The organism is Chromobacterium vaccinii, assembly GCF_000971335.1.
GTDB classification, from domain to species: Bacteria; Pseudomonadota; Gammaproteobacteria; order Burkholderiales; family Chromobacteriaceae; genus Chromobacterium; species Chromobacterium vaccinii.
The window spans coordinates 1-26,766 of the sequence record NZ_JZJL01000052.1; the positions used below are offsets into that span (position 1 = coordinate 1).

Here is a 26,766-nt window from a genome sequence, read left to right on the forward strand (position 1 = left end):
TGAACTTTCTTCGACTGATACGCGCAAGGCGTTGATTTGCAAGAAAAGCGGCGTGAAAAAATTTCAGCCCTGCTCCCGTTGAGGTAAGAAAACCGCCACAGTCGGGCCTGGCGGGCCGCCGGAAATACGGCGGCGGCTACGCGCCAGCAGACGATTCTGCTACGCTCCCATGCGTTTGGCACGCGATGTGCCTGCCGTGGACACTCTATATATGCTCAAATTCGATGTTCTGATTATCGGCAGCGGCCTGGCCGGCATGACGCTGGCGCTGCACCTGGCGGAAAAACGCAAGGTGGGCCTGATCACCAAACGCGATCTGCTGGAAGGCAGCTCCACCTATGCCCAAGGCGGCATCGCCGCCGTGCTGGATACCGATGACTCGGTGGAGGATCACATCCGCGACACGCTGATCGCCGGCGCCGGGCTGTGCAATGAAGATACCACCCGCTTCATCGTCGAACACTCCAAGGAAGCGATCGACTGGCTGATCGAGCTGGGCGTGCCTTTCACCCGCGACGACGAGCATCAGACTGGCTACCACCTGACACGCGAAGGCGGCCACAGCCACCGCCGCATCATCCACGCGGCCGACGCCACCGGCGCCGCGGTGACCACCACGCTGGGCCAGAAGATCAAGGCGCATCCGAACATCACCGAGCTGGAGCACTATATAGCGATAGACCTGATCACTTCGCAGAAGCTGGGCCAGGACGGCAAGCGCGCCTACGGCGTATACGCGCTGGACAAAAACAGCGACGAAGTCATCACCATTGCCGCCCAGCACACCATCCTGGCATCCGGCGGCGCGGGCAAGGTCTACCTCTATACCACCAATCCGGATACCGCCACCGGCGACGGCATCGCGATGGGCTGGCGCGCAGGCTGCCGCGTCGGCAATATGGAATTCATGCAGTTCCATCCCACCTGCCTCTACCACCCGCATGCCAAATCCTTCCTGATCACCGAAGCCGTGCGCGGCGAAGGCGGCATTCTGAAACTGCCGGACGGCACCCGCTTCATGCCGCAGCACGACCCGCGCGGCGAGCTGGCCCCGCGCGACGTGGTGGCCCGCGCCATCGACTTCGAAATGAAGAAGCACGGCCTGGACTGCGTCTATCTGGACATCTCTTACAAGCCGGCGCAATTCATCAAGGAACACTTCCCCAATATCTACGCCCACTGCCTGGAGTTGGGCATAGACATCACCCAGCAGCCGATACCGGTGGTGCCGGCAGTGCATTTCACCTGCGGCGGCATCGTCACCGACCTGGCCGGCCGCACCGACGTGGCCGGACTGTACGCGGTGGGCGAAGTGGCCCATACCGGCCTGCACGGCGCCAACCGCCTGGCCAGCAACTCGCTGCTGGAGTGCCTGGTGATAGGCAAGGCGGCGGCGGCCGACATCCAGGCGCAGGACGCTATCAAATTGCCGACGATTCCGGCCTGGGACGACAGCCGCGTCACCGACCCGGATGAAGAAGTGGTGATCTCGCACAACTGGGAAGAGCTGCGCCGCGCGATGTGGGACTACGTCGGCATCGTCCGCACCAACAAGCGGCTGGAACGCGCGCTGCACCGCATCGACCTGCTCAGAGGCGAGATTGACGAGTATTACAGCAACTTCCACGTCAGCAATGACCTGATCGAGCTGCGCAATCTGGTGCAAACCGCCGAACTGATCGTCCGCTCCGCGCTGCTGCGCAAGGAAAGCCGCGGCTTGCATTACAGCCGCGACTATCCGGACCTGCTGCCCGAAGCGGCGGAAACCGTGCTGACGCCCGAAGCCCCGCGCGGCGACTGATCTTCCCCGCTCCGCCCAAAAGCCGCCAACTGGCGGCTTTTTTCATGCCCACCAACTCGTACAGACATCAAAACAACACATTGACATTATTTATGATTATAAATAACTCAATTTGAGTTATTCGCGCTTATCATGACCCCGCGCGCAACTCGATGCCATGCGGCCGCCCAAGGCGTCTGCGCCATCGGGCCAAGCCGGCTACGGCGGCGCGGCCGACGACAATGCCGCTCGCCAGCGCGCGGCATTTCTCGAACCGCTCAACGCCCCGCGTACACCGCGCATCATTTCAGCTGTTTCATCAGGAAGCATCTCTTAGGCAATACCACCTAGACAGGGAGAAGACCCATGAAATACGCAGCAAAACGCCTTTCCTTCCCATCCGCCATCCTCGCCGGGCTCGCCCTCCTCGCCGCCGGCTCCGCGGCCGCCCAGGGCTCCACTGCCGGCGGCGCCGAGAAGCAGGCAAGCCGCCAGCCCGACTGCGCCACCGCCTGGAACCCCGCCACGCCCTATATGGCCGGTAGCGTCGTCAGCCGCGGCGGCGTCAACTACGCCGCCGCCTTCTGGACCCAGGGCAATGCGCCGGAACAGGGCCAGGCCTGGCAGTCCGGCAAGCGCTGTCGCCCCGCGGCCCAAGCCAAGGCCGCCGACCACGACGCCAACTTCCCGCCCAACACGCTGAAATTCCTGAAGGCCAACACCGGCCTGGACGGCGAGCAGTGGGACAACATCATGAAACTGGTCAACAAGCCGGAGCAGGATTCACTGGAATGGACCAAGTTCTACGGCTACTGCGAGGACATCAAAGACAAGCGCGGCTACACGATAGGGATTTTCGGCGCCACCACCGGCGGCTCCAATGACGAAGGTCCGGATGGCCCGACGCTGTTCAAGGAATTCGACGCCTCCAGCGGCGCATCCAATCCGTCCATCGCCGGCGGCCTGGCCCGCGCCGGCGTGCACGGCAGCATGCAGGGCAAGATCCTGAAGATCAGCGACAGCGCCAAGGTGTTCTGCGACAAGATAGGCGGCCTGCAGAACAATCCCGCCTGGCGCGACGCGATGTGGAACACCTTCTACAAGGTATACATCCAGTACAGCGTGCAGCAGGCCCGCCAGCGCGGCTTCTCCAGCGCGCTGACCATAGGCTCCTTCGTCGACACCGCGCTGAACCAGGGCGCCGCTGGCGATTCCGGCACGCTGCAGGGCCTGCTGTCCCGCTCCGGCAACAGCAGCGACGAAAAAACCTTCATGACCTCCTTCTACGCCCAGCGCAGCAAGATCGTCGACACCAACCACTACAACCAGCCGCCCAACGGCAAGAACCGCGTCAAGCAATGGAGCACGCTGTTGAATCAGGGCGAGACCGATCTGAAAAATGCCGACGCCGCGGTGCAGAAAGTCACTGACTGGGAAATGAAATAAGCCGCCCCACGCCAGGCAAAACCGCGCGCGCCTTCTCAATCGACGCGCGCGGTTTTCATTTCAACGCTTAGAAGCGGCCGTACAGCACGCCGGTCTTCTGATCCGCCGACATCGCATACACCGGCAGCGTGCCGGGCTTGGTCTCGCCCATGCCGGGCGAATTCAGCGGCATGCCGGGCACCGCGATGCCGATCAGCTTGCTGTTGCCGGCCAACAGCTGCTTGATCGCCGCCGCCGGCACATGGCCTTCCACCACATAGCGGCCCACCTTGGCGGTATGGCAGCTGCCCATGCCCGGCGTCACGCCGAGCTGGCTTTTCACCTGCTGCATATCGTCGCGATTGACGGCGGAAACGGCAAAGCCATTCTGCTTCAGATAGGCGATGTAAGCTTCGCAGCAGCCGCAGCTCGGGCTCTTGTAGACGGTGACGGGAACGGCTGACAGAACGGGTGCGCTGGCGGCGGCCAAAGCGGCCGCGAACAGAAAATGACGCAACGGGGACATGATGTCCTCCTTTAGATGGATGTCCAGATCGATTGCGCGCGCGACAGCGCGCGGGAAGATTCAGATCCGGGCAAACTCGGGAGGACGCAACGGCGGCGGCAAGACCGGGCCGGGGAGCAGGACCGGCCGCGCCGCGATCCTCACGCCGCAACAAGCCAGAACGGCCACGCCGGGCAAAGACGCCTTGATGAACAACGGCAGGCAGGCTTGCGCGCAGCCGGTAGGACCGCAAGCCGCCGCGCCATTCATCGCCGCATGCTTCGCGGATGGCTTGGCGGCCATCCCGGCGCAATCCCGCGACGCGCTCATCGCCGCGCACGCCTCGGGCGACGCCATGCCCGTCAACGGCGCATGCGCCGCCGCCATCCCGAACAGGGACAGCTGCAGCACGATCAGCAACAGCACGCGGCGCAAGACTCTCATTCCGCGACGATACCATGCCGGACGGCGCGACAAACGCACACAGATCAAATCCGCCTCATCATGCGGAGTCATCGCTCCCCAGGCGCAAGCGCCACAAATCCTGGCGCCGGGACAATTCGATCCGGGCCAGCGGCGCGACGTCGATCTGCCGATACGCCTGCGGCAGCAAGTCCAGCGCCCGCAACAGCATCGCCTTGATGGCGCTGGCGTGGGCAATGACCAGGACGTGGCCGGCCGGCCAGCGAAAATGCTCGAACCAATCGCCGACCCGCTCGATCATCGTCAGCAGCGACTCCCCCTCCGGCGCCGGACATCCCGGGTCAGACAGCCATGCATTCAAGGCCTCCGGCTCCGCCGCCGCGACCTCCCTCAACGGCAGGCCGCGCCAACGGCCATACTCCGCCTCCCGCAACGCGGCCTCCGCCTCCGCCGCGCGGCCCAGCGCGTCGGCGGTCTGCCGGGCGCACCGCTCCGGACTGCGGAGCACAAGGTCGATCAAGCCCAGCGAATCGGCCAGGCGCGCCACCCGTTCCAGCGCTTCCGGCTCCAGCGGATCATCCGCCGGAAAATGGCCGGCGCGCAGCGCGCGGGTCGCCGGCACGCACAGCAGGGTGATACGGCTCGTCATGCTCTTGGCTCTCCGTCAAAACGCCCTGAAGTTCTTTGACATTTTCTCTCGGCTCTCTAGAATCCACATCGTCTCGATGCGAGGAAGCCGGTGCGAATCCGGCACGGTCGCGCCACTGTGTATCAGCCTGATCCGCCATGCGGACAGGCATGAAAAGTCAGGTCTTCGCATCCAGCCAACCATCCGTTTCAGGACGCGTCATCCTCAAGGAGATATCTCATGCATGCAAGCCCCGTCATGGCCCCGGCGATCCAGCCCGTGTCCCTCCCCATTCGCCAACTGCTGCCCTGGGCAGTCTTCGGCGGCATTCTGATGCTGCTGGCGATCTACTTCGTCGGCGTGGAGGAAGGCGCCGCCGCCATCTTCAACAGCATGTATGTGCACGAGTTCGTCCACGACGGCCGCCACCTGCTGGGCTTCCCCTGCCACTAAGGAGGCGCCGGACATGGTGAGAAGTCTTTTGATCCGCGGCATGATCGCGGGCTTCCTGGCCAGCCTGCTGGCTTTCGGCTTCGCCAAAATCGTCGGCGAGCCCCAGGTAGAGGGCGCGATCGCCTTCGAAGAGAAAATGGAGCTGGCGAAAAGCGGCGGACACCAGCACGATGAAATGCCGGAACTGGTCAGCCGCGGCGTCCAGTCCGGCATAGGCCTGTTCGTCGGCGTCGGCGTGTTCGGCACCGCCGTGGGCGGCCTGTTCGCGCTGGCGTTCGCCTTCGTCTACGGCCGCATCGGCGCGCTGCGCGCCCGCGCGCTGTCGGCGCAGATGGCCCTGCTGGGCTTCATCTCGTTCGCGCTGGTGCCCTTCCTCAAATATCCGCCCAATCCGCCGGCGGTGGGCGATCCCGGCACCATAGGCTCCCGCACCGCATTGTTCTTCGGGATGATCGCCGTGTCGCTGGCGGCGCTCGCCATCGCGGTGTTCCTGGCCCGCAGGCTGATCGCCCGCTTCGGAACTTGGGATGCGACGCTGATCGCCGGCGCGGCCTTCATCGCGCTGGTGATCGTCGCCCAGGCGCTGTTGCCCGAGGTGAACGAGATTCCCGAGCAATTCTCCGCCGTGCTGCTGTGGCGCTTCCGGATGGCGTCGTTCGGCATCCAGGCGATACTGTGGGCTGGGCTGGGCGTGGCATTCGGCAGCCTGGTGGAACGGCTGCTGGAAGATCGCCGCGGGGCGTTTCAGATCAGTTGAACGAAAACGATCCCACTCCCGACACCCTCGCCCTGGCGGGGGTGTTTTGTTTCCGCAACCGCTCGATCAGCGCCGCCCGGCCGGCGGACGAATCAATGCGCCGCCCGCCTCGCTTCTTCTGCCGCCAGCTTATGCTGAGCCTGCCGGTCTCCGTGCTGCGCCTCCTTGGCGGTCTGGGCCACGGTTTCCGCAGCTTCTTGCAAAGCCCGCGCCGCATTGCTGATAGTCACCTTGTCCTGCGCCACGGGCTGGGCAGGCTGCGCCTGGACTTGAGCTTGCGCTTGCGGCGCAGATGCGGCGTCTTGCGTCGATGCGGCCGGAGGAGGCGCAGGTGTTTGAGGGGCCGGAGTGTAAACGGAGGCGATCATCATGGTATGTCTCCCGAAAGGATTCGAACGCGCAACGGCGCGATGCGGGACGCACGCGCAGCATCATGCCATTTCAACCTAGCAGCCCAGACTTAGCCCAGACTTAGCCCGCCTCGCTCCTCTCTCGCCTCCTGCATGCTGACGGACACGCGCAGGCCCGATTGGCCCGCCTCGTCCCGGAAAGACAGGCTTACCCTGGCGCCGATCCGCTCCGCGATGGTCCTGACGATGGATAAACCCAGCCCCGCGCCCTGCTGGCCGCTGCCCAGGCTGCGGTAAAAAGGATCGAAAACCCGCTCCCGTTCCTCTTCGGGGATGCCGGGACCGGTATCGTCTATCGTCAGAACCGTCCGCCCGTCCGCCTCGCCTACCGCCAGATCCACCCTGCCGCCCTCCGGCGTATAGCGGATGGCGTTGTCCGCCAGGTTCCTGACCAACGCGAACAAGTCCAGCTCGTTCGCCCACACCCGCGCATCGCGCTCTCCTTCCACGCCGATGTCGATATGTTTGGCTTCGGCCAAGGGCAGCAGGTCTTCCAGCACCCGGCGGTAGACGCCCAAAACCGAAACCGGCGACAGCGGCGGCTCCACCGCCGATTGCGCCCGGGCCAGCGCCAACAACTGATCCAGCAGATCGCGGCCGCGCGCGATGCCGCCGCGCAGCGCGGACAACCGCTCCCGCGCCGCATCGGACATCTCAGCGTCGGCCAATCGCTCCGCCTGCAACGATAGCGCCGCCAGCGGGGAGCGCAGCTCATGGGCGGCATCCGCGACGAAGCGCCGCTGCGCCCGCATCGATTGCGCGACACGCTCCAGCAGGCGATTGATGGCCGACACGAACGGTTTGATCTCCACCGGCACGCCCTCCGCATCCAGAGAGTGCAGCTGCAGCTGCAGCTCCGCCCGCCGGTCCACCTCGCGGGACAGCTCGGCGATCGGCTGGAACATGCCCCGCACCAGCCTGGCCACCATCAGCAACAGCAACGGAATCAGCAGCAGGAAAGGCATCACCGCGCGCAGCGCGCCATCCCGGGCGATCTCGTCGCGAAAGCCTTCCTCCTGTGCAACGGCGATCCGCTGCCCGTCCTTCATCGTCCGCACCAGCACGCGGAAATTCTCCCCATTGGTCGCTACGGTCAGCAAGCCGTCAGGAAGGGACTTCTCCAGCCTCAGCACGCCGCCGGCATCAATGCCAGGCGCCGATGGCCTCCAGCTTCCCAGCCGCTGCACGATTACCCGGGACTCCTCGTTTCCCCCCTGGATTCCGCCCTCTGGAAAATCCGCCGGCAGCCGCTCCCGATCCAGCAGCGCAGCCACCTGGCGCAGCACGTCGTCCTGAAGCTCGTGCGCCTCGTCGAGCGCGGAAACAAAAGAAAAAGCGCCTGCGACCGCGCCGAAAACCAGGATGCCCAGGGTCAGCGCGAAAGACAGCCTCACTTGCACCGATTCGTTCAAACGCCTTTTGATACCATCCATCCCGCGCCCCTGACATTCTTGATGACCTCGCTGCCCAACTTGCGACGCAGCGAGTGGATCAGAAACTCGACCGCATTGCTTTCCACCTCTTCGCCCCAGCCGTAGATCCTCTCTTCCAGATTGCCGCGCGACAGGATTGCGCCCGGACGGATCAACAGCGCATGCAGCAAGGAGAATTCGCGGTTGGACAACGGGATCGGCGCGCCGTCGGCGACCGTCGCCATCCGCGTGGCCGGGTCCAGGAACACCACGCCGTTGCCCAGCAACGGCGCCGCGCTGCCGCCTTTCCGCCTCAGCACGGCGCGCATGCGCGCCAACAGCTCCGCCATCTCGAACGGCTTGGCCAGATAGTCGTCAGCGCCGCCGTCCAAAGCGCGCAAACGGTCGTCCAGGCCGTCGCGGGCGGTGATGACCAAGAGCGGGATCTCATCGCCGCCGGCGCGGATGGCGGCCAGCACCGACAGCCCGTCCTTGCCCGGCAAGCCCAGATCGAGCAAGGCCAGGTCGTAGCGCTGGCATCCCAGCGCGGTCAGCGCGGAATACCCGTCCCGTACCCAATCCACCGCCTGCCCCTCGTCCCGCAACGCGGCCTGGACCGCCTCCCCTATCATCGGATCATCCTCGATCAGCAATACCCGCATCATTCTCTCTCCATCGTTCCAGGCCCGCCTCCTGGCAGTCGGACGCGTCGGCCTTGGCTTCACGCGGCCTCCGCCGCTTGTCCTGCCGCCTGGCCGGCGCGGCGCGGGCCGCGCGCTTGCCCTGTCCATCCCCCGCAGCGCTCAGGCGCGGAGCCATCCGGCAGCGATGAAACGGCTGAATAGAGCGCTTCGCGCATGCTGTGCGAAGTGGTGGATCGGTTCCAGGCGCCGTTCATTTCGCGGTCCGGTCAGCCAGGCCGCCGTCAGCGCCGTCGCGGCGGCGCCCAGCATGTCCAGCGGAAAATGGACGCCCAGATAAATGCGCGCCCAGGCCATGGGCAACCCCAGCGCGGCCAGCGCCCAGCCGACGCGGCGACTGCCAGGCCGCAGCAGCAGGCTGAAGGCGGCGGACCACCACAGCGTCAGGTGGTCGCTGGGAAAAGAAGAGTCCGCGGCATGCGGAATCAAAGTATGTCCGAGCCCTATCATGAACGGCCGCGGATGCTGCCAGGCCAGGCTGATCAGCAGATTGGCCGACAGCCCCGCCAACCCGGCCAGCGCAGCCGCCTGCATGGCCCTGCGGACGGACTCTCTCCCGCGCAGCCAAGCCAGTCCGATTCCGACGGGAACGGCCCAGATCAGGAATTCGGCGCAGAACGTTGCCAGATGCAGCATCGCCGGCGCCGGACGCGCGGGCGCGTTCAGCCACGAGAACAAAGTAAAATTAAGGTTTTCCATGACCTTGGCCATGCGAATGAGGCCGTCAGTCCAGTTCATCGCGATCCGCCTTGTCCTCCCGGGACGAAACCACCGTCCCCGAGTCGGGATCGACCCTGACATCGAGCACCTTGCCGCCGCTGGCCACAGCTACCGCATACGCCCAGCCTAGGCTGGCGCGTTCGTACTCCGCGCGGATGGCTTTGCCGTTGGCGTGCCGTTCGGCGGCCATAATGGCCTGGGTCAACGGGATTCTGGCCTTGGTTGTGGCCAGGACATCGCTCTCCGCGCCGTTTCTCGAGGCATAGGCGGCCGCGCCGCAGATGAAAACGACGATGGCCAGGAAGGAAAGCTTGGAATAGCGGTGCATCTGGTTTCTCCAGGTAACGCTCGAAGCGCGTGGACCGGAGAATAGGGCAACAAACTTAGCGAAGGCTTAGAAGCGCCCGGAGAGCTGGCAGACGAAACCGGACTGGGACACGGCCTATTTATCGCCGGCCATGCCCACACTTGCCACCACCCTGGCCGCATTGGCCTGGCAGGCCATATCATCCGGTTTGGCGTCTATCAGCTGGATCAGCGTCTGGATATGCGCCTTGCTCTGCGCCAGCCGCGCCTCCAGCGACTCGATATCCTCAACCTTGCGCCTGAGCGCGGACAGCAGCTGCTCATGCTTCCACGACAGAAAATCCGCCGGCAGGATCTGCTGGATCTCATCCAGCGTGAAACCGGCTTGCTGCGCGTCGCGAATGATGGACAGCACCGCCACCGTCTCGGGCGGGTAGTCGCGATAGCCGTTCGCCTGGCGGCTGGCCGCCTTCAGCAAGCCCTTGGATTCATAAAAGCGGATCGCCGAGGCCGCCATGCCGCTGCGCTTGGCCAGTTCTCCGATTTTCATGCCGCTCCAGACCGAGCTCTTGCCTGAGTCTCATCGGACACCGCTGCCGGCCTACCGCGCTGGCTCATTGCGCAACGCCGCCAGCAAGGCCTGCGCCAGCGCCTTGCTGGAACGCGGATTCTGGCCGGTGATGAGGCGGCCGTCCGTCAGCGCGAAGCTGCCGAAGGGCATGACAGCCTTCTCGTAGCGCCCTCCTCTGGCCTCCATCTCGCTTTGCAGTTGATAGGGCACCTGGTCCTTCACCCCGGACAGCGCCTCCTCGAAATTGGAGAAGCCGGTCACGCGGCGGCCCTCCAGCAGCGGCCGGCCCTCCTCGGTCTGCAGATCGAGCAGGCCCGCCAGGCCATGGCACACCGCCGAGACGATGCCGCCGCTGCGGTAAATGCTTTCGGCGACCCGGTTCAGATCGGCGTTGTTGCGAAAATCCCAGATCGTGCCATGGCCGCCGGTGTAGAAGATGGCGCGGTAAGCGCCGGGGTCGATGTCGGCCACCGCCCGGGTCGATTGCAACAGCGCCATGAAGGCCGGGTCGTTCAGACGGGCCTTGGCGGCGGCATCGGCATGGGGCCAACCCAGGCTGCGCGGGTCCAGCGGCACGGCGCCGCCGTTCGGGCTGGCGAAATCGATGGCGTAGCCGGCTTCGGTCAGCGCATCGTAAACGTGCGTCAGCTCGGCGAGCCACAATCCGGTGCGCTCGGTTCGGCTCGGATAGCGGTCATGATTGGTCATGACCATCAGGATCTTGCCGGCGCTGGCGGAGGGTTCCTGGACCAAGGGCGCGGCGTCTGCTGCTGCGGTTTGCATGATTGGCATGGACATGGCGACCTGAACGGGCTTGTTGAAAATGGGCACGGACAACACCTTCTGCATGATAGTACATCGCGCCATTTTGCCTTCCGGACAAATACCATAAGCATTGAAATGAGCGCCAAGCTCCATGCTAAGATTAAAGCCAGCTTTAATGTCAACAAGCTCTTTCCCGCTTGATTCCACGCTCCCCAGTCCCGCCCCTCGCCCGCTCAAGCGCTTGATCTCAAAACCGGTCTTCCGGCGCGCCTGCAGAAATTTCTTCATCGGCAGACTTGACCTTAAAGTTGGCTTTAATCCTATCGTGCGCTCATCGCTACCCCGGAGACCACGATGAATCCCTTCGCTTCCCTCACTCTGCCCAATGGCAGCCTGCTGCCGAACCGCCTGGCCAAAGCCGCCATGGAGGAGAACATGGCCGACCGCGACCACGCGCCGTCCGACCAACTGATCCGCCTCTACCGCGCCTGGGCGGAAGGCGGCGCGGGGCTGATCATCACCGGCAACGTCATGGTGGACCGGCGCGCGATGACCGGCCCAGACGGGGTGGTACTGGAATCGGCGCGATTCGGCGAACGCTTTGAGAAGTGGTCCGCCGCCGCCCGCGCCCAAGGCGCGCAGATCTGGATGCAGATCAACCACCCGGGCCGCCAGATGCCGGCCGCGCTGGGACAGGAGACCATCGCGCCATCGGCGGTGGCGATGAACCTGGGCAATTTTTCCAAACAGTTCGCCGCGCCGCGCGCGATGTCCGAAGCCGATATCGCCGACGTGAAAGCCCGCTTCGTCAACACGGCGCGGCTGGCGGAGCGGTTCGGCTTCAGCGGCGCGCAGATCCACTCCGCCCACGGCTACCTGATCAGCCAGTTCCTGTCCCCTATCACCAACCAGCGTACCGACCGCTGGGGCGGCAGCCTGGAAAACCGCGCCCGCCTGTTGCTGGACATCGTCCGCGAAGTGCGCCAGGCCGTGAGCGCCGGCTTCGCCGTGTCGGTGAAAATCAATTCGGCCGACTTCCAGCGCGGCGGCTTCAGCGCCGAAGACGCCAAACAGGTGGTGGCCATGCTGAACCCGCTGGGCGTGGACCTGATCGAGCTGTCCGGCGGCAGCTACGAAGCGCCGGCCATGCACGGCCAGACCCGCGACGGCCGCACTCTGGCCCGCGAGGCCTATTTCCTGGAATTCGCCCAGGACATCGCCTCGGTCGCGCAGATGCCCATCATGGTGACCGGCGGCATCCGCCGCTACCCGGTCGTCGAACAGGTGCTGAACAGCGGCGTCGCCGTCGCCGGCATGGCCACCGCGCTGGCGATCAACCCCAACCTGCCCAAGGCCTGGAGCAGCGACGCGTCGGCCGCGCCCCGGCTGCGCGCCATCCCGTGGAAAAACAAGATGCTGGCCTCGGTCGGTTATATGGCGATGGTGAAATACCAGTTGCGCCGCCTCAGCCTGGGCAAGCGCACGCGGCCCGATGTCGCCCCGGCCTTGGCGCTGCTGCGGCAGCAGTGGGACGCCAAGATCCAGACCGGGCGCTACCGCCGCGGGATCCGGCGCCAGGCCGCTTCGGCATGAACATTGCGGTGGGGAAGAATACCGCCTCGCCGCCGCCACCGTCTCCGCCGTCGAATAGCGCAACCATCGAAAACCGGCTGCGCCGTGAAAACCGCCGCCGCAGCCGGTATGAAAGACTGAAATGGCTGATTGAGATTTGATGAACCCATCGACTCAGGATTCGCAATAGTTTCTCGTCGCCATTTCAATTTCTATCCAGGGAGAAAATAAAGATCTTTTATCTGAAACTGCAAAACTTTCAGATTATGATCAATAACACAGAGCACTCAATCCGGCCGCTTCCGCCTGCAAGGTGAAATACCTCGCGCAGGGAGAAGGCACCGGCCATTTTTCTTGGCGTGGATCATCGACTGCTTCGGCCGACCTACTATCGGTGGGCTAACCACATGAGGGGCGGCTCCAAGCGGATAGCTACCGTTGGCCCTCCCACGGCATGACAGACCACAACGAGTTGGAAGCTGCCTGCCGTATCACAGTAAGCCAGCGAACACTCTGGTTAAACCTTCATCCATGGGTAACAGCGCTGAACAACGACTTCACTTGAATAAATGCACGATAGAAAAGACAAACCCGCCATTAGGCGGTTTGCATGGATCGCGAAACACAGTTCAGTAATATATGCACGGATTTTGGCCAACACTTACGAACCATAACGTGTAGGGCCTGATAGCATATCTTTGCAGTAGCTGCAGAAAAATGCTTCCTGTTTCAGCTGTGACCGGAACCATAAGCTGACCGCACACAACATTCTGCACAAGCTTGGTTCATGGCAGACAGAAACGGCGGGAATTCACCCGCCGTATACGATAGCGCCTCAGCCAGCCTTTCCTGCCGGAATCTGCTGGGTTATGCAGTGAATATTGCCGCCACCAAGCAGCACCTCGCGTGCCGGGACGCCGACAATTCGGTACTCGGGGAAGATCTCCTGCAAGCGGCTGGCTGCCGCGGCATCGGTGCGCTCATCCAGCAGCGGGAAAATAATCTGTCCGTTGCTGATCAGGAAATTGACATAAGAGGCGGCCATGCGCTCGCCAACCTCGCGTGGCACTGCCTGCCCGCTAGCCACCACGCCAGCCGTTTCATCCTGCTCATAGAACAAGGGGCCCGGGGCCAGCATCTTGTGGATCTTGAGCGGGCGGCCCTTGGCGTCGCGCGCTTTGGACAGCACTTCGTAGGCGGCCTGCGAACGCGGATACTGCGGATCCTGCTCATCGTCGACCCAATGCAGCACCACCTCACCCGGGCGGGCAAAGCAGCACATATTGTCGATATGGCCGTCGGTTTCATCCATGAACACGCCTTCCGGCAGCCAGATGAAGTGGCTCACGTCCAGATATTCGGACAACAAGGCTTCAATCTGGGCCTGGGACAAGTGCGGGTTGCGGTTGGGGTTGAGCAGGCACTCGGCGGTGGTGAGCAGCGTGCCTTCGCCGTCGACATGAATCGAGCCGCCTTCCAGCACCAGCGGGGCTGCGTAGCGATCAAAGCCATGCTGGGCCAACACCTGGCTCGCAACTTCACTATCCTGATCCCAAGGATGGTACAGCCCGCCATTGAGGCCGCCCCAGGCATTGAACTGCCAGTCCACGCCGCGCGCATTGCCTGTCTTGTCGATGACCACGGTCGGGCCGCTGTCGCGCATCCAGCAGTCATCGCTATTCATTTCCACCAGCGTCACTTCGGATGGCATCACCGCGCGGGCCTCGGCCATGCATGCTTGCGGCACCGCCATGAAGACCGGGGTGGCCGCCGCAATGGCCTTGGCGATGGCGGCGAAGGTCTGTTGCGCTTCGCGGCCGGCATGGCGCCAGTTATCCGGACGCTGCGGCCAGATCATCCATACCGCCTGCTGCGGGGCCCACTCGGCAGGCATATGAAAGCCGTCGGCGGCGGGTAGGCTGTTGAGCGTTTTGCTGTGCATTTTGATCACCATGACTTGATTGATGCCATCAGAAGTATTCAAAACATCGTGCATGTTCAGAGGACGGGCTGGGTTGGCTCGGCCAGTCGCAGCGGCACCAGGCCAGGGGGACGTGATGACCCGTTTTTTCTGCCATGCACGAGGAAGTGATTGACAGACGCAGTCTAGGGAGAGCCAAACTATTCAGCAAATGAACAATACGAATACTTTCATAAATACGGTGAATGATGTGAAACTGCATCAACTGGATCTGAACCTGCTGCTGGCGCTGGATGCCCTGATCAGCTTGCGCAGTGTCACACGGGCGGCAGAGAAACTGTTTGTCAGCCAGCCGGCGATGAGCCACTCGCTCAATCGCTTGCGGACCTTCTTCGACGACCCGCTGCTGGTGCGCTCGCCGCATGGCATGCTGCCGACACAAAAAGCGCTCTATCTGCAACAGGGCGTCCACCAGGCGCTCAGCCTGCTGCAAAGCCATTTCAGCCAGCCGGAGGCCTTTGACCCAGCCACATCGGCGCGCCGCTTCACCCTGTGCACCACGGATTATGTGGAGTGCGTGCTGATTCCGCCACTGGTGAAAAAACTGGCGGAGGAAGCGCCTAACGTTCATATCGACATCACCATCCTGCGCGAAGACATTCCGGAACTGGCGCTTGCCGACGGAGAGATCGACTTCCTGCTGGGTTTTGACGAATACATGTCCATCCCCAGCTATCTGTGCCGGGAAACCTGGCTGAACGAGCCGCTGATCGGCATCTTGCGCCATGACCACCCTCTCCAGATCGATAGGCTGACACTATCGGATCTGATTGCCTTGCCGCATGTCTTCCACGCGCCGCTGGGCAATCTGGGGTCACCAATGGATGATTTTCTGGCCGAGCGCGGCTTGCAGCGCAAGATTTCGGTGCACTGCCAAAGCTATATGGCCGCAGCCGCCATCGTCAGCAACACCGATCATTTGTTTATCCTGCCCAAGAAAGTCGCGGCGATGATAGCGGGCTACTGGCCGTTGAAGATGGTTGCGTTGCCGGAAGAGTTGCCAGGCTACCACCTTAACTGCATCTGGCACCCAGTACAGGATAGCAATCCTGCGCTGCACTGGCTGCGCGATTTGATGCGCAACCTCATCGAGTCCGATGATGCGGCGCACGGCATGATGCGGCCCCAGTATTCGCCGTATGAATAAGCGCATCAAAATGAATCATTTTCCCGCATGACGCCATCTCTTGTAGATTAGCCGCCATATTGCAGAACAGCCCATGCGTGCGCCGGCTGCCGTGCGGCGCCTGAGCGCGCTGACCCGCCTGCGCATGCAGGAAACGGTCACCGCGATGGGAGTGAGATCCGTCTTCTTAGTGGAGGTAGTAGCATGATCGAGGTTACCGAGCTATCCATTGCCGAGCTGCGCGCGGCGCTCGAATCCGGGCGTACGACAGCGGTTGAACTGGTCAAGGCCTATCTGGCCCGGATAGAGGCCTACGATGGCCCCGCGACGGAGACCAGGCTCAATGCGGTGGTGGTGCGCAATCCGGATGCGATCCAGGAAGCCGAGGCCTCCGATGCCCGTCGCGCCCGCGGCGAAACGCTAAGCACGCTGGACGGCATCCCCTATACAGCCAAGGACAGCTATCTGGTGAAGGGGCTGACCGCCGCTTCAGGCAGCCCGGCGTTCAAGGATCTGGTAGCCCAACACGATGCCTTCACCATCGCGCGCCTGCGCGCAGCCGGCGCCATCTGTCTAGGCAAGACCAATATGCCGCCCATGGCCAATGGCGGCATGCAGCGCGGCTGCTACGGTCGCGCCGAAAGCCCCTACAACGCCAACTACCTGACGGCGCCGTTCGCCTCCGGCTCTTCCAATGGCGCCGGCACCGCTACGGCCGCCAGCTTCGCCGCCTTCGGCATGGCTGAGGAGACCTGGTCGAGTGGCCGCGGCCCGGCCTCGAACAATGGCCTGTGCGCCTACACGCCGTCCCGCGGGGTCATCTCGGTGCGCGGCAACTGGCCATTGACGCCGACCATGGACGTTGTCGTGCCGTACGCCCGCACCATGGCGGACTTGCTCGAAGTGCTCGACGTCATCGTCGCGGACGACCCGATTAGCCGTGGCGACCTATGGCGCCTGCAGCCGTGGGTGAAGATTCCCAAAGCCTCCGAGGTCCGGCCAGATTCCTATCCCGGCCTGCTAGCTCAGCCCGACATGCTCAAAGGCAAGCGCTTTGGCATACCACGCATGTACATCAACAAGGACGAGCTGGCCGGCACCAGCGAGACGCCTGGCATCGGCGGCCCGACCGGACAGCGCATCCATACCCGCGCGTCGGTGATCGATCTCTGGGAGGCCGCGCGCCAGGCGCTGGAAGACGCCGGAGCCGAAGTCATCGAAGTGGATTTCCCGCTGGTTTCCAACTGCGAAGGCGATCGTCCCGGCGCGCCCACCGTATTCAACCGCGGCATCGTCTCGCCAGAGTTCCTCAATGACGAGCTGTGGGAGCTGTCCGGTTGGGCCTTCGATGAGTTCCTGCGCGCCAACGGCGACCCCAAGCTCAACAAACTGGCTGACGCGGATGGTCCGAAGATCTTCCCGCACGACCCGGGCACCTTGCCAAACCGCGAAGGGGATCTGGCCGCCGGCATGGACGAATACGTCAACATGGCCAAGCGGGGCCTCAAGTCATATGACCGGATTGAAAGCGTGCCGGATGGTCTGCGTGGTCTGGAAAAGACCCGCAAGCTGGATCTGGAAGACTGGATGGATGAACTAAAGCTGGACGCGGTGCTGTTCCCCACCGTGGCCGACGTCGGCCCGGCTGATGCGGACGTCAATCCGCGCTCCGCCGACATCGCCTGGAGCAACGGCATCTGGGTAGCCAATGGCAACCTCGCCATCCGCCATCTTGGCGTCCCGACGGTTACCGTACCGATGGGGGTGATGGCCGATATCGGCATGCCGGTGGGGCTGACTTTTGCCGGGCGCGCCTATGATGACAACGCGCTGCTGCGCTTCGCTGGCGCATTTGAAGCCACCGGCAACAAGCGCATTATCCCGCCGCGCACACCGCCGCTAGGTCAATGAGCAGTAGCTAGAAACGCGAAGCATAAGCTGGCCGTTTCGGCCAACTTATGCTTCCCGTCGCATGAATTCTGGTGGACCGAAGGAGGATCGAACTCCCGACCTCTGCATTGCGAACGCAGCGCTCTCCCAGCTGAGCTATCGGCCCATCGCAAAGCATCCTAGCACAACGGCATTTCACTTGACCAGCCCCTGCGTCAGCTCTCCTCCACGCCGGCCAGCGGCAGGCTGAACCAGAATACGCAGCCGCCTTCCCGGCTGCTGACGGCGCCGAATTCGCCGCGGTGGAATTCCACGATGGAGCGGCAGATATTGAGGCCGATGCCCATCCCTTCCGGCTTGGTGGAGTAGAACGGCGTGAACAGATTGTCCTGCATGCCGGCGGCCAGACCGGGACCGTTGTCCACCACCTCCACCCGCCATTTGCCGTTTTCCACGCAGGTGTGCAGCTCCACCCCCGGGCGCGGCGTGCCCGCCTCCACCAGCGCCTCGATCGCGTTCTTCATCAGATTGAGCAGCACCTGCTCGATCAGCACCGGGTCCATGTCCACCCGGCAGGGGCGGCGGTCGGCTGCCAGCTGCAGTCCTACGGCGTTCTTGGCGGCCAGCGGCTCGGCCAGGCCCAGCGCGCGCTGCACCACCCGCGCCGGGTCCACCCGCTCCAGTTGCGGCTCGTGCTTTTTGACGAAGGCGCGGATGCTGCTGACGATCTGCGCCGCGCGCCGCGATTGCTCGGCGATGGCCTGGATGGCGTCGCGCACGCCGGCCGGCAGCGCCAGCTCTTCCGGCAAACGGCGGCTGACGCCGGCGGCGTAAGTGTGGATCGCGGTCAGCGGCTGGTTCAGCTCATGCGCCAGCGTGGACGCCATCTCGCCCATCGCGATCAGCCTGGCGGTGTTCTGAAAGCGCTCCTGCTGCGCCTGCTCGCGCTCTTCGCGCCGGCGGTCGGCGGTGACGTCGCTGAGTATCGCCAGCCAGGCCGCCTCGCCGTTCACCCATTCGATGCGGCGGCGGCGGATCAGCAGGCAGCGTTCGCCGGTGACGATGAACTCCTGGCCGATATCCTCTCCCTCGCCGGCCTTCAAGCCCGGCAGCAGCACGCAGCACGGCGCGTCGGCATCGCCCACTTGCCACAATTCGGCGAAGCCGGGATTGGCGTACAGCAGCTGGGCGCTGCCTTCGTCCACCACGCACACCCCGGCGGCCAGACCATTCAGCACGGTGAGGAAGCGGCTGTGGGCGGCGTCCATTTCCTTGCGCTGGCGCTGGCGCTCGGTGATGTCGAACATAGAGGCGATCCAGCCGCGCTGGCCGCCGTCCTCCTCCACCAACGGCGTGGCGAACAGCCTTACCACCAAGGTGTCGCCGCGCTTGCGCATCAAGGTCAGCTCGAAGCCCTGCTCCGGCTGGCGGTTGTCGCGCACGGCGTCCATCGCGTCGGACAGCACGCCGTGCTGGTCGGCCGGCCAGAACGGATGCGGCGGGTGGCTGCCCACCAGCTCCTCCGGCGCGAAGCCCAGCATGTCGCAGAAGGCGCGGTTGACGCGGACGATCTCTCCCTCCAGGCCGATCGCCACCAGGCCGCTTTTCATCGAATCCTCTATCGCCTGCCTTAGCGACACCTCCTTGGCCAACCGCTGTTCGGCCAGCAGGCGCTCACGCATGTGGCGGCGGATGCGCCACACCGCGTACAGCAGGGTCAGCAGCAGCAGCGCGATCACCACCGTCAGCACCGGCAGCGTCAGGCCCAGGCCGCTGCGGTAACTGACCGCGCGCAGGTAGAGGCCATAGCCGGGCGGATCGAAGCTGGTCTGGTGCGAGATGTTGCCCGGCTGCTCGGCGGCGTCGAACTTCTGCGCCAGCGTCTTGCCGCCCAGATCGATGATGCTGATGTAGTTCTTGGAGGCGATCCACCACGGCACCTGGTGGTACAGCAGCGCGTCCAGCTGATAGGACAAGCGCAGCCCGCCCAGCAGCCGGCCGTCGTGGACGATGGGAATCGCCAGGTCGAAGCGGTACTTGCCGTCCTGCCCCTGGTAGGGCGCGCCGTAACTGTTGCGCAGCAGGCGCCCGGCGCGCCACATCGCATCGTACTCCGGCAGCCCCAACTGCCGCTCGTCGCGACGCAGGCCGTGCGGGTCCCATTCCACCTGGCGGTCGATGCCGATTCTTTCCAGCGTAACCAGTTCCGGATTCTCGCGCAGGTAGAACGCCGCCAGCTGGGCGAAGCGCCGGCTATCCACCTTGCCGGCGGCGATGTCCCGCGCCAGCGCGTCGCCCCATTCCTGATGCGCCTCCAAGTGCATGCGCAGCGACTGCTCCAGCCACAGCACTTCCTGAATCAGATTGTCCTGCTGCTCGTCCCGCCAGTCGCGGTACACCAGATAGCTGAGGCTGCACAAGGCCAGCAGCAGCGCCAGCAAGGCCAGGCTGGCGCCCAGCCACAGCTGATGGGGAATGCGGCGGATGCGGGAGTGGGATGGGGGCATGGCGGACAACCGGACAATGAGACTCCGCCGATCATACCGCGCCCGCGCATCGGCGGGGGACATGCCCATGTTCTGGAATTCCCTAATGGCCAAACCACCCTAGAGCTTCTACTTTATCGACAACAACAACCGGCATAAGCCGGGCCTGACACTACAACGCTACAAATGGATGGAGATCCCTACATGAAACTGAAGCATGCAGCGCTGGCCGTCTGCGCCAGCCTCGCCCTCTCCGGATTCGCCCAGGCAGCCGGCGAGATCGTCATCAAATTCAGCCACGTGGTGTCGCCGGACACCCCCAAGGGCAAAGCCGCCGAATACTTCAAGAAGCTGGCCGAACAACGCACCCACGGCAAGGTGAAGGTCCAGGTTTACCCCAACAGCCAGTTGTACAAGGATAAGGAAGAGCTGGAGGCGCTGCAGCTGGGCGCGGTGCAGATGCTGGCCCCCAGCCTGGCCAAGTTCGGCCCGCTGGGCGTGAAGGAGTTCGAAGTCTTCGACCTGCCCTATGTGTTCGACAACTACGACCAGGTCAACAAAGTGATGCACGGTCCGCTCGGCAAGCAATTGCTGGGCAAGCTGGAGGGCAAGGGCATCAAGGGCCTGGCCTACTGGGACAACGGCTTCAAGAATTTCTCGGCCAACAAGCCGATCAAGTCCCCGGCCGACATCAAGGGCATGAAGATCCGCATCCAGTCGTCCAAGGTGCTGGAGGAAGAAATGCGCACCCTGGGCGCGTTGCCCCAGGTGATGGCCTTCTCCGAGGTCTACCAGGCGCTGCAGACCGGCGTGGTGGACGGCACCGAGCTGGAAGCGTCCAACCTGTACACCAGCAAGGCCTACGAGGTGCAGAAGAACCTAACGCTGACCCAGCACGGCTTCCTCGGCTACGCGCTGATCGTCAACAAGAAGTTCTGGGACGGTTTGCCGGCCGACGTCCGCACCCAGCTGGACAGCGCGGTGCAGGACGCCACCGTCTACGCCAACAAGATCGCCAAGGAAGAAAACGACAAGGCCGTGGCGGCGATCAAGGCGTCCGGCAAGACCAAGGTCTACGTCCCCACGCCGCAGGAGCGCGACGCGTTCAAGAAAGCGCTGCTGCCGGTGCACCAGAAAATGGCTTCCCGCATCGGTCCCGATCTGCTAAAGCAGATTTATAAAGAAACCGGTTTCAACCCCGGCAAGTAACATAGGCCGACGGCCGCGCATCGTCCGATGCGCGGCTGCGCTGCGCGCATAGGAAATCCCGCCATGCTGAAATTCCTCGACCGCCTCGAGGAGTGGATGATTGCCTGTCTGATGGGTGCCGCCACCCTGATCACTTTCGTAGCCGTGCTGCACCGCTACGGCTCTGGCATTCCCGCTCTTCAACCCTATCTCGCCCACATCAATCTGGCGTGGGCGCAAGAACTCACCGTCTACCTGTTCGTCTGGATGGCCAAGTTCGGCGCCGCCTACGGCGTGCGCACCGGCATCCACGTCGGCGTCGACGTGCTGATCAACCGGCTGCCCGACAAAACCCGCGGCCGCTTCATCGTATTCGGCCTCCTGGCCGGCGCGCTATTCACCGGCGCCGTCGCCGTGATGGGCGGCGATTTCGTCTGGAACATCGCCCACACCGACCAGACCTCGCCCGACCTGGAAGCGCCGATGTGGCTGGTCTATCTGGCCATCCCGGCCGGCTCCACGCTGATGTGCTTCCGCTTCCTGCAGGTGGCCTGGAACTTCGTCAAGACCGGCAATCTGCCCAAGCATGACCACGGCCACGTCGACGGCATCGAAGGCGACGACACGCTGGACAACCTTCACCCGCACGACATGCATCACGGAGGCCGTCCATGAGCGCCCTGATCATCTTCGGCCTGCTGCTGGCGCTGATGCTGACCGGCATGCCGATCTCCATCTCGCTGGGCCTGACCGTCCTCACCTTCCTGTTCACCATGACCGACGTGCCGATCACCTCCGTCGCGCTCAAGCTGTTCACCGGCATCGAGAAGTTCGAGATCATGGCGATCCCCTTCTTCATCCTGGCCGGCAACTTTCTGATGCACGGCGGCGTGGCGCGGCGGATGATACGCTTCGCCACCACTCTGGTCGGCCACTGGTACGGCGGCCTCGGCCTCGCCGGCGTGGTGTCCTGCGCCTTGTTCGCCGCCATCACCGGCTCCTCGGTCGCCACCGTCGTCGCCGTCGGCTCCATCATCTTGCCGGCGATGCTGAAACAGGGCTATCCGGCCCGCTTCGGCGCCGGCGTGATCACCACTTCCGGCGCGCTGGGCATCCTGTTTCCGCCGTCGATCAACCTGGTGATGTTCAGCATCGCCACCGCCGGCATGAGCGTCACCGGCCCGGATGGCAACGCGGTCTCCACCGCCTCGGTCGGCCAGTTGTTCATTGCCGGCGTGCTGCCCGGCCTGTGCCTGTCCTTTCTATTGGGCATGACCACCTGGTTCCGCGCCAAGAAGTTCGACTATCCGCGCCTGCCCAAGGCCAGCTGGGGCGAGCGCTGGAGCGCGTTCCGCGACTGCGTGTGGGGCCTGCTGCTGATCGTGCTGGTGATAGGCGGCATCTACAGCGGGGTATTCACCCCCACCGAGGCGGCGGCGATGGCCGCGGTGTACGCCTTCGTGATCGCGGTGTTCGTCTACAAGGACATGAAGCTGCCGGACGTGCCCAAGGTGCTGATCAACGCCGCGTCGATGAGCGCGATGCTGCTCTACATCATCACCAACGCGGTGCTGTTTTCCTTCCTGATGGCGTCCGAGCAGATTCCGCAGACCATGGCGGCCTGGATGGCCAGCCAGGGCTTCGGCATCGTAGCCTTCCTGCTGCTGACCAACATCCTGCTGCTGGCGGCCGGCAACTTCATGGACCCGTCGGCCATCGTGCTGATCATGGCGCCCATCCTGTATCCGGTGGCGGTGAAGCTGGGCGTCAACCCGGTGCACTTCGGCATACTGATCGCGGTCAACATGGAAGTAGGCATGTGCCATCCACCGGTGGGATTGAACCTTTACGTCGCGTCTGGGATCACCAAGATGGGGATCACCGAGCTGACGGTGGCGGTGTGGCCGTGGCTGCTGACCATGCTGGGCTTCCTGCTGGCCGTCACCTTCATCCCGGAAATCTCGCTGTGGCTGCCGCGGATGCTCGGCATGATGAATTGAGCTTCCCGCGTCAGACGACATGCCGCCGCGATGGGCTTTGCCCGTCGCGGCTTTTGTCCGACACGGCATAGCCCGGGCCTGGCATAAGTCTTATAATGCGAGGCTGATTCTCCCTTACCAACATAAAAGAACATCTCTCAATCAGGAGCCTGCGAATGGACGAGCAATTGCGCCAAAGCGCACTGGAGTTTCACCAGTTCCCGACACCGGGCAAGATTCAGGTTGCCCCGACCAAGCCGCTGACCACCCAGCGCGATCTGGCACTGGCCTACTCCCCCGGCGTGGCCGCCCCGTGCGACGCCATCGTCGAAGACCCGCTCAACGCCTACAAGTACACCGCGCGCGGCAACCTGGTGGCCGTGATCTCCAACGGCACCGCGGTGCTGGGCCTGGGCAACATCGGCGCGCTGGCCAGCAAGCCGGTGATGGAAGGCAAAGGCGTATTGTTCAAAAAATTCGCCGGCATCGACGTGTTCGACATCGAAGTCAACGAGCTGGATCCTGACAAGCTGGTGGACATCATCTGCTCGCTGGAGCCGACCTTCGGCGGCATCAACCTGGAAGACATCAAGGCGCCGGAGTGCTTCTACATCGAGAAGAAGTGCCGCGAGCGCATGGGCATCCCGGTGTTCCACGACGACCAGCACGGCACCGCCATCGTCGCCGCCGCCGCGGTGCTGAACGGCCTGCGCCTGGTGAAGAAGGAAATCGGCGAAGTGCGCGTGGTGGCCTCCGGCGCCGGCGCCGCCGCCATCGCCTGCCTGGACCTGCTGGTGGCCCTGGGCGTGAAGCGCGAAAACATCACCATCTGCGACTCCAAGGGCGTGGTCTTCATCGGCCGCGACGAGAAACTGGACGAGTCCAAGCTGCGTTACGCCATCAAGGACAACGGCTGGCGCAAGCTGGCCGACGCGATGGCCGGCTCCGACATCTTCATGGGCCTGTCCGGCCCGCGCCTGGTGTCGCAGGACATGGTCAAGTCCATGGCCCGCGATCCGCTGATCCTGGCCATGGCCAACCCGGAACCGGAAATCCTGCCGCCGCTGGTCAAGGAAGTGCGCCCGGACGCCATCATCGGCACCGGCCGCTCGGACTTCCCGAACCAGGTCAACAACGTGCTGTGCTTCCCCTTCATCTTCCGCGGCGCGCTGGACGTGGGCGCCACCACCATCAATGAAGAGATGAAGCTGGCCACCGTGCGCGCGATCGCCGATCTGGCGATGGCCGAGCAGAACGACGTGGTGGCCACCGCCTACGGCGACCAGGAACTGTCCTTCGGCCCCGAATACGTGATTCCCAAGCCGTTCGATCCGCGCCTGATCGTCAAGATCGCCCCGGCCGTGGCCAAGGCCGCGATGGATTCCGGCGTCGCCACCCGTCCGATCGAAGATTTCGACGCCTACGCCGACCAGCTGGCCCAGTTCGTGTACAAGACCAACTTGTTCATGAAGCCGGTGTTCGCCCAGGCCAAGAAGGATCCGAAGCGCGTGGTGCTGACCGAGGGCGAGGACGAGCGCGTGCTGCACGCCACCCAGGAAATCGTCACCCAGGGCCTGGCCAAGCCGATCCTGGTGGGCCGCCCCAGCGTGATCGAGAAGCGCATCGAGAAACTGGGCCTGAAACTGCGCCCGGGCGTCGACTTCGAACTGGTCAACAACGAGTCCGACCCGCGCTTCAACACCTACTGGCAGGACTACTACCAGTTGATGAAGCGCAAGGGCGTGTCGCAGGAACAGGCCCGCCGCCGCGTGATCGGCAACACCACGCTGATCGGCGCGATGATGGTGCGCCGCGGCGACGCCGACGCGCTGATCTGCGGCACCTACGGCCCGTACCGCCAGCACTTCGACATCCTGGAGAACGTTCTCGGCTACGCCAATGAAGACAAGGTGGCCAGCGCGATGAACGCGCTGATCCTGCCGACCGGCAATATCTTCATCACCGACACCTACGTCAACGCCGAGCCGAACGCCGCGCAGCTGTCGTCCATCACCAAGATGGCGTCCGAGTCCATCCAGCGCTTCGGCATCCAGCCGAAGGCCGCGCTGCTGTCCAACTCCAGCTTCGGCGCGCTGAACACCGCGTCGTCGCAGAAGATGCGCGCCGCCTTCGACCTGATCCGCGAGGCTCAGCCGGAGCTGGAAATCGACGGCGAAATGCAGGGCGACGCCGCGCTGGTGGAAAGCATCCGCCAACAGGCGATGCCGGATTCCACGCTGAAGGGCTCGGCCAACCTGTTGATCATGCCTAACGTGGAAGCCGCCAACATCAGCTACAACCTGCTGCGCGTGTCGGCATCCGACGGCGTGACCATCGGCCCGATCCTGATGGGCATGGCCAAGCCGGCTCACATCCTGACCCCGATCTCGTCGGTGCGCCGCATCGTCAACATGGTGGCGCTGGCCTCGGTCGATGCCCAGGTTGCGGCACAACAGGGCTGATCCGGCGTCTCAGGCGTCTTATACTGAACGGGCAAGCATCGCTTGCCCGTTTTTCATTGCAGGAAAATGTCGATGAGCCAAGAAAACCACAACGACCCGTTCGCCCTGTTCCGCCAGTTCTGGCAACAAGCCACGCCGCCCGGCATGCAGGCCTTCCTGCCGCCGATGTCGGAAGAGGAGATCGACCGCAAGCTGGCCGAGCTGAAAGTGGTGGAAGGCTGGCTGACCATGAACATGGGCGTGCTGGCGATGCAGATCAAGACGCTGGAAATGCAGAAAGCCGCCTTGCACTCGATGCGGCCGAAAGACCCGCCCATTGGCTGAGCCCCCAGCCCCGCCACGCTGGGCGCCGCTTTTGGCGCTGTGCCTGCTGTGGCTGCTGCCGGGCCTGGTCGGCCACGAACCCTGGAAACCTGACGAAGCCTACACCTTCGGCTTGGTGCGCCATATCGCCGCCAGCGGCGACTGGGTGGTTCCCGAACTCGCCGGCGAACCCTTCATGGAAAAGCCGCCGTTGTTCTTCATCAGCGCCGCCTGGACCATGCGCCTGCTCGAAGGCTGGCTGGGCGCCCCCGATGCCGCCCGGCTGGCCGCCGGCCTCTGGAACCTGATCGCCTGGCTGGGGCTGGCCACCGCCTCGCGCGGCCTGTTCGGCCCCGGGCATGGCCGCTGGGCGCTGGTGCTGCTGATCGGCACCGTGGGCCTGCCGCTGCGCGCCCATCAACTGATCACAGACACCGCGCTGCTGGCCGGCTTCTGCTGGGGATTGGCGGGATTGAGCCTGGCGTTGATCCGCCCGCTATCCGCCGGGATGATGCTGGGCGCCGGCGCCGCCATCGCCTTCCTCAGCAAGGGCCTACTAGGCCCGGGCTGTCTGGCAGCCGCCGCGCTGGCGCTGCTCGCGCATCGCGACTACCGCCGGCCCGCCTACCTGAAAACCCTCGCCATCGCGCTGGCCGCCGCGCTGCCGCTGCCGCTGTGGTGGATGGCCAGCCTGTACCAGCGCAGCCCCGGGCTGTTTCATCTCTGGCTGGACGCCAATAATTTCGGCCGCTTCCGCGGCACCGTCCACCTGGGGCCGCGCGCCGCGCGCGGCTTCTACGGACTGACCCTGCCCTGGTACGCGCTGCCGACCTGGCCTTTGGCGCTGTTCGCGCTATGGCGCGCCGCGCGCGCGCGGCAGGACTGGCCCGCCATCCTGCCGCCGCTGGCGGTGGCAGTGTCGT

Annotated in this window: 25 protein-coding genes, 1 tRNA gene and 1 riboswitch; of the genes, 13 read left to right on the top strand and 13 right to left on the bottom strand. The window is 64.1% G+C overall.

What is annotated here, in order from left to right:
• Nucleotides 1-211 precede the first annotated feature (211 nt).
• Together nadB and VL52_RS19555 are read left to right on the top strand one after the other, a co-directional pair.
• Nucleotides 212-1,801 carry an L-aspartate oxidase gene (nadB, locus tag VL52_RS19550; protein WP_046158614.1) on the top strand — a complete coding sequence of 530 codons (1,590 nt, stop codon included), beginning with the start codon at nt 212-214 and terminating at the stop codon, nt 1,799-1,801.
• A 345-nt stretch (nt 1,802-2,146) separates the two neighbouring features.
• A complete protein-coding gene (locus VL52_RS19555) occupies nt 2,147-3,226 on the top strand; it encodes a chitosanase (RefSeq protein WP_046158615.1) in 1,080 nt (359 codons plus the stop codon).
• Nucleotides 3,227-3,293: 67 nt separating this feature from the next.
• Here VL52_RS19555 and VL52_RS19560 read toward each other — a convergent pair whose 3' ends face one another.
• The 3 genes from VL52_RS19560 to VL52_RS19570 form a co-directional block, all read right to left on the bottom strand.
• On the bottom strand, nt 3,294-3,731 hold the full coding sequence (locus VL52_RS19560; RefSeq protein WP_046158616.1) for a DUF411 domain-containing protein: 438 nt from the start codon (nt 3,729-3,731) through the stop codon (nt 3,294-3,296).
• A 60-nt stretch (nt 3,732-3,791) separates the two neighbouring features.
• Nucleotides 3,792-4,145, bottom strand: a complete 354-nt coding sequence (locus VL52_RS19565; protein WP_046158617.1) for a hypothetical protein — start codon at nt 4,143-4,145, stop codon at nt 3,792-3,794.
• Nucleotides 4,146-4,212: 67 nt separating this feature from the next.
• Complete coding sequence (locus tag VL52_RS19570) at nt 4,213-4,782, bottom strand: histidine phosphatase family protein (protein WP_046158618.1); 570 nt, start codon at nt 4,780-4,782, stop codon at nt 4,213-4,215.
• A 55-nt stretch (nt 4,783-4,837) separates the two neighbouring features.
• Nucleotides 4,838-4,999, top strand: a riboswitch (adenosylcobalamin (AdoCbl) riboswitch).
• Nucleotides 5,000-5,001: 2 nt separating this feature from the next.
• Between VL52_RS19570 and VL52_RS19575 the strand changes: the two genes are divergently transcribed.
• Entirely contained in the window at nt 5,002-5,214 is a 213-nt protein-coding gene (locus VL52_RS19575; RefSeq protein ID WP_200896058.1) for a CbtB domain-containing protein, read from the top strand.
• 13 nt (nt 5,215-5,227) lie between these two features.
• Complete coding sequence (locus VL52_RS19580; RefSeq protein WP_046158619.1) at nt 5,228-5,971, top strand: CbtA family protein; 744 nt, start codon at nt 5,228-5,230, stop codon at nt 5,969-5,971.
• A gap of 92 nt (nt 5,972-6,063) precedes the next feature.
• Here VL52_RS19580 and VL52_RS19585 read toward each other — a convergent pair whose 3' ends face one another.
• The 7 genes from VL52_RS19585 to VL52_RS19615 all read right to left on the bottom strand — a co-directional run bounded on the left by VL52_RS19585 (nt 6,064) and on the right by VL52_RS19615 (nt 11,144).
• Nucleotides 6,064-6,342: a hypothetical protein gene (locus VL52_RS19585; RefSeq protein ID WP_046158620.1), complete on the bottom strand. Its 279-nt coding sequence runs from the start codon at nt 6,340-6,342 to the stop codon at nt 6,064-6,066.
• An 89-nt stretch (nt 6,343-6,431) separates the two neighbouring features.
• Nucleotides 6,432-7,814 (bottom strand): sensor histidine kinase, encoded by a 1,383-nt coding sequence (locus VL52_RS19590; protein WP_046158621.1) that lies wholly within the window; start codon nt 7,812-7,814, stop codon nt 6,432-6,434.
• Nucleotides 7,790-8,455, bottom strand: coding sequence for a response regulator transcription factor (locus VL52_RS19595; protein ID WP_046158631.1), 666 nt, complete (start codon nt 8,453-8,455; stop codon nt 7,790-7,792). Before VL52_RS19595 ends, VL52_RS19590 begins: the two co-directional genes overlap by 25 nt.
• Before the next feature lie 141 nt (nt 8,456-8,596).
• On the bottom strand, nt 8,597-9,232 hold the full coding sequence (locus tag VL52_RS19600) for an undecaprenyl-diphosphatase (RefSeq protein ID WP_200896059.1): 636 nt from the start codon (nt 9,230-9,232) through the stop codon (nt 8,597-8,599).
• On the bottom strand, nt 9,219-9,542 hold the full coding sequence (locus VL52_RS19605; RefSeq protein WP_046158622.1) for a PepSY domain-containing protein: 324 nt from the start codon (nt 9,540-9,542) through the stop codon (nt 9,219-9,221). The genes VL52_RS19600 and VL52_RS19605 overlap by 14 nt, the downstream gene beginning before the upstream one ends.
• Before the next feature lie 114 nt (nt 9,543-9,656).
• Nucleotides 9,657-10,070: a MerR family transcriptional regulator gene (locus VL52_RS19610; protein WP_046158623.1), complete on the bottom strand. Its 414-nt coding sequence runs from the start codon at nt 10,068-10,070 to the stop codon at nt 9,657-9,659.
• A gap of 51 nt (nt 10,071-10,121) precedes the next feature.
• On the bottom strand, nt 10,122-11,144 hold the full coding sequence (locus VL52_RS19615) for a type 1 glutamine amidotransferase domain-containing protein (protein ID WP_200896060.1): 1,023 nt from the start codon (nt 11,142-11,144) through the stop codon (nt 10,122-10,124).
• 66 nt (nt 11,145-11,210) lie between these two features.
• Between VL52_RS19615 and VL52_RS19620 the strand changes: the two genes are divergently transcribed.
• The gene (locus VL52_RS19620; RefSeq protein WP_046158624.1) at nt 11,211-12,449 is read left to right on the top strand and encodes an NADH:flavin oxidoreductase/NADH oxidase family protein; all 1,239 of its coding nucleotides are present in this window, start codon (nt 11,211-11,213) and stop codon (nt 12,447-12,449) included.
• Between the two features lie 814 nt (nt 12,450-13,263).
• Here VL52_RS19620 and aguA read toward each other — a convergent pair.
• Complete coding sequence (gene aguA / locus VL52_RS19625) at nt 13,264-14,370, bottom strand: agmatine deiminase (protein ID WP_046158634.1); 1,107 nt, start codon at nt 14,368-14,370, stop codon at nt 13,264-13,266.
• Between the two features lie 229 nt (nt 14,371-14,599).
• Here aguA and VL52_RS19630 point away from each other — a divergent pair, with 229 nt between their 5' ends.
• Both VL52_RS19630 and VL52_RS19635 read left to right on the top strand, forming a co-directional pair.
• Nucleotides 14,600-15,556, top strand: coding sequence for a LysR family transcriptional regulator (locus VL52_RS19630; RefSeq protein WP_046158635.1), 957 nt, complete (start codon nt 14,600-14,602; stop codon nt 15,554-15,556).
• 183 nt (nt 15,557-15,739) lie between these two features.
• Nucleotides 15,740-17,446 (top strand): amidase, encoded by a 1,707-nt coding sequence (locus VL52_RS19635; RefSeq protein ID WP_046158625.1) that lies wholly within the window; start codon nt 15,740-15,742, stop codon nt 17,444-17,446.
• A 69-nt stretch (nt 17,447-17,515) separates the two neighbouring features.
• Here VL52_RS19635 and VL52_RS19640 read toward each other — a convergent pair.
• Together VL52_RS19640 and VL52_RS19645 are read right to left on the bottom strand one after the other, a co-directional pair.
• Nucleotides 17,516-17,591, bottom strand: a tRNA-Ala gene (locus VL52_RS19640).
• A gap of 49 nt (nt 17,592-17,640) precedes the next feature.
• The gene (locus VL52_RS19645) at nt 17,641-19,932 is read right to left on the bottom strand and encodes a PAS domain-containing sensor histidine kinase (RefSeq protein ID WP_046158626.1); all 2,292 of its coding nucleotides are present in this window, start codon (nt 19,930-19,932) and stop codon (nt 17,641-17,643) included.
• Between the two features lie 183 nt (nt 19,933-20,115).
• On the opposite strand from VL52_RS19645, the gene VL52_RS19650 reads away from it, so the two are divergent.
• The 6 genes from VL52_RS19650 to VL52_RS19675 form a co-directional block, all read left to right on the top strand.
• Complete coding sequence (locus VL52_RS19650; RefSeq protein WP_046158627.1) at nt 20,116-21,120, top strand: TRAP transporter substrate-binding protein; 1,005 nt, start codon at nt 20,116-20,118, stop codon at nt 21,118-21,120.
• A 63-nt stretch (nt 21,121-21,183) separates the two neighbouring features.
• Nucleotides 21,184-21,774 (top strand): TRAP transporter small permease, encoded by a 591-nt coding sequence (locus VL52_RS19655; RefSeq protein WP_046158628.1) that lies wholly within the window; start codon nt 21,184-21,186, stop codon nt 21,772-21,774.
• The gene (locus VL52_RS19660) at nt 21,771-23,099 is read left to right on the top strand and encodes a TRAP transporter large permease (protein ID WP_046158629.1); all 1,329 of its coding nucleotides are present in this window, start codon (nt 21,771-21,773) and stop codon (nt 23,097-23,099) included. Before VL52_RS19655 ends, VL52_RS19660 begins: the two co-directional genes overlap by 4 nt.
• Nucleotides 23,100-23,254: 155 nt before the next feature.
• The gene (locus VL52_RS19665; protein ID WP_046158630.1) at nt 23,255-25,540 is read left to right on the top strand and encodes an NADP-dependent malic enzyme; all 2,286 of its coding nucleotides are present in this window, start codon (nt 23,255-23,257) and stop codon (nt 25,538-25,540) included.
• Between the two features lie 72 nt (nt 25,541-25,612).
• Entirely contained in the window at nt 25,613-25,864 is a 252-nt protein-coding gene (locus VL52_RS19670; protein WP_021475037.1) for a PhaM family polyhydroxyalkanoate granule multifunctional regulatory protein, read from the top strand.
• A 31-nt stretch (nt 25,865-25,895) separates the two neighbouring features.
• The coding region (locus VL52_RS19675; protein ID WP_200896061.1) for a glycosyltransferase family protein at nt 25,896-26,766 on the top strand (871 nt) is incomplete at its 3' end.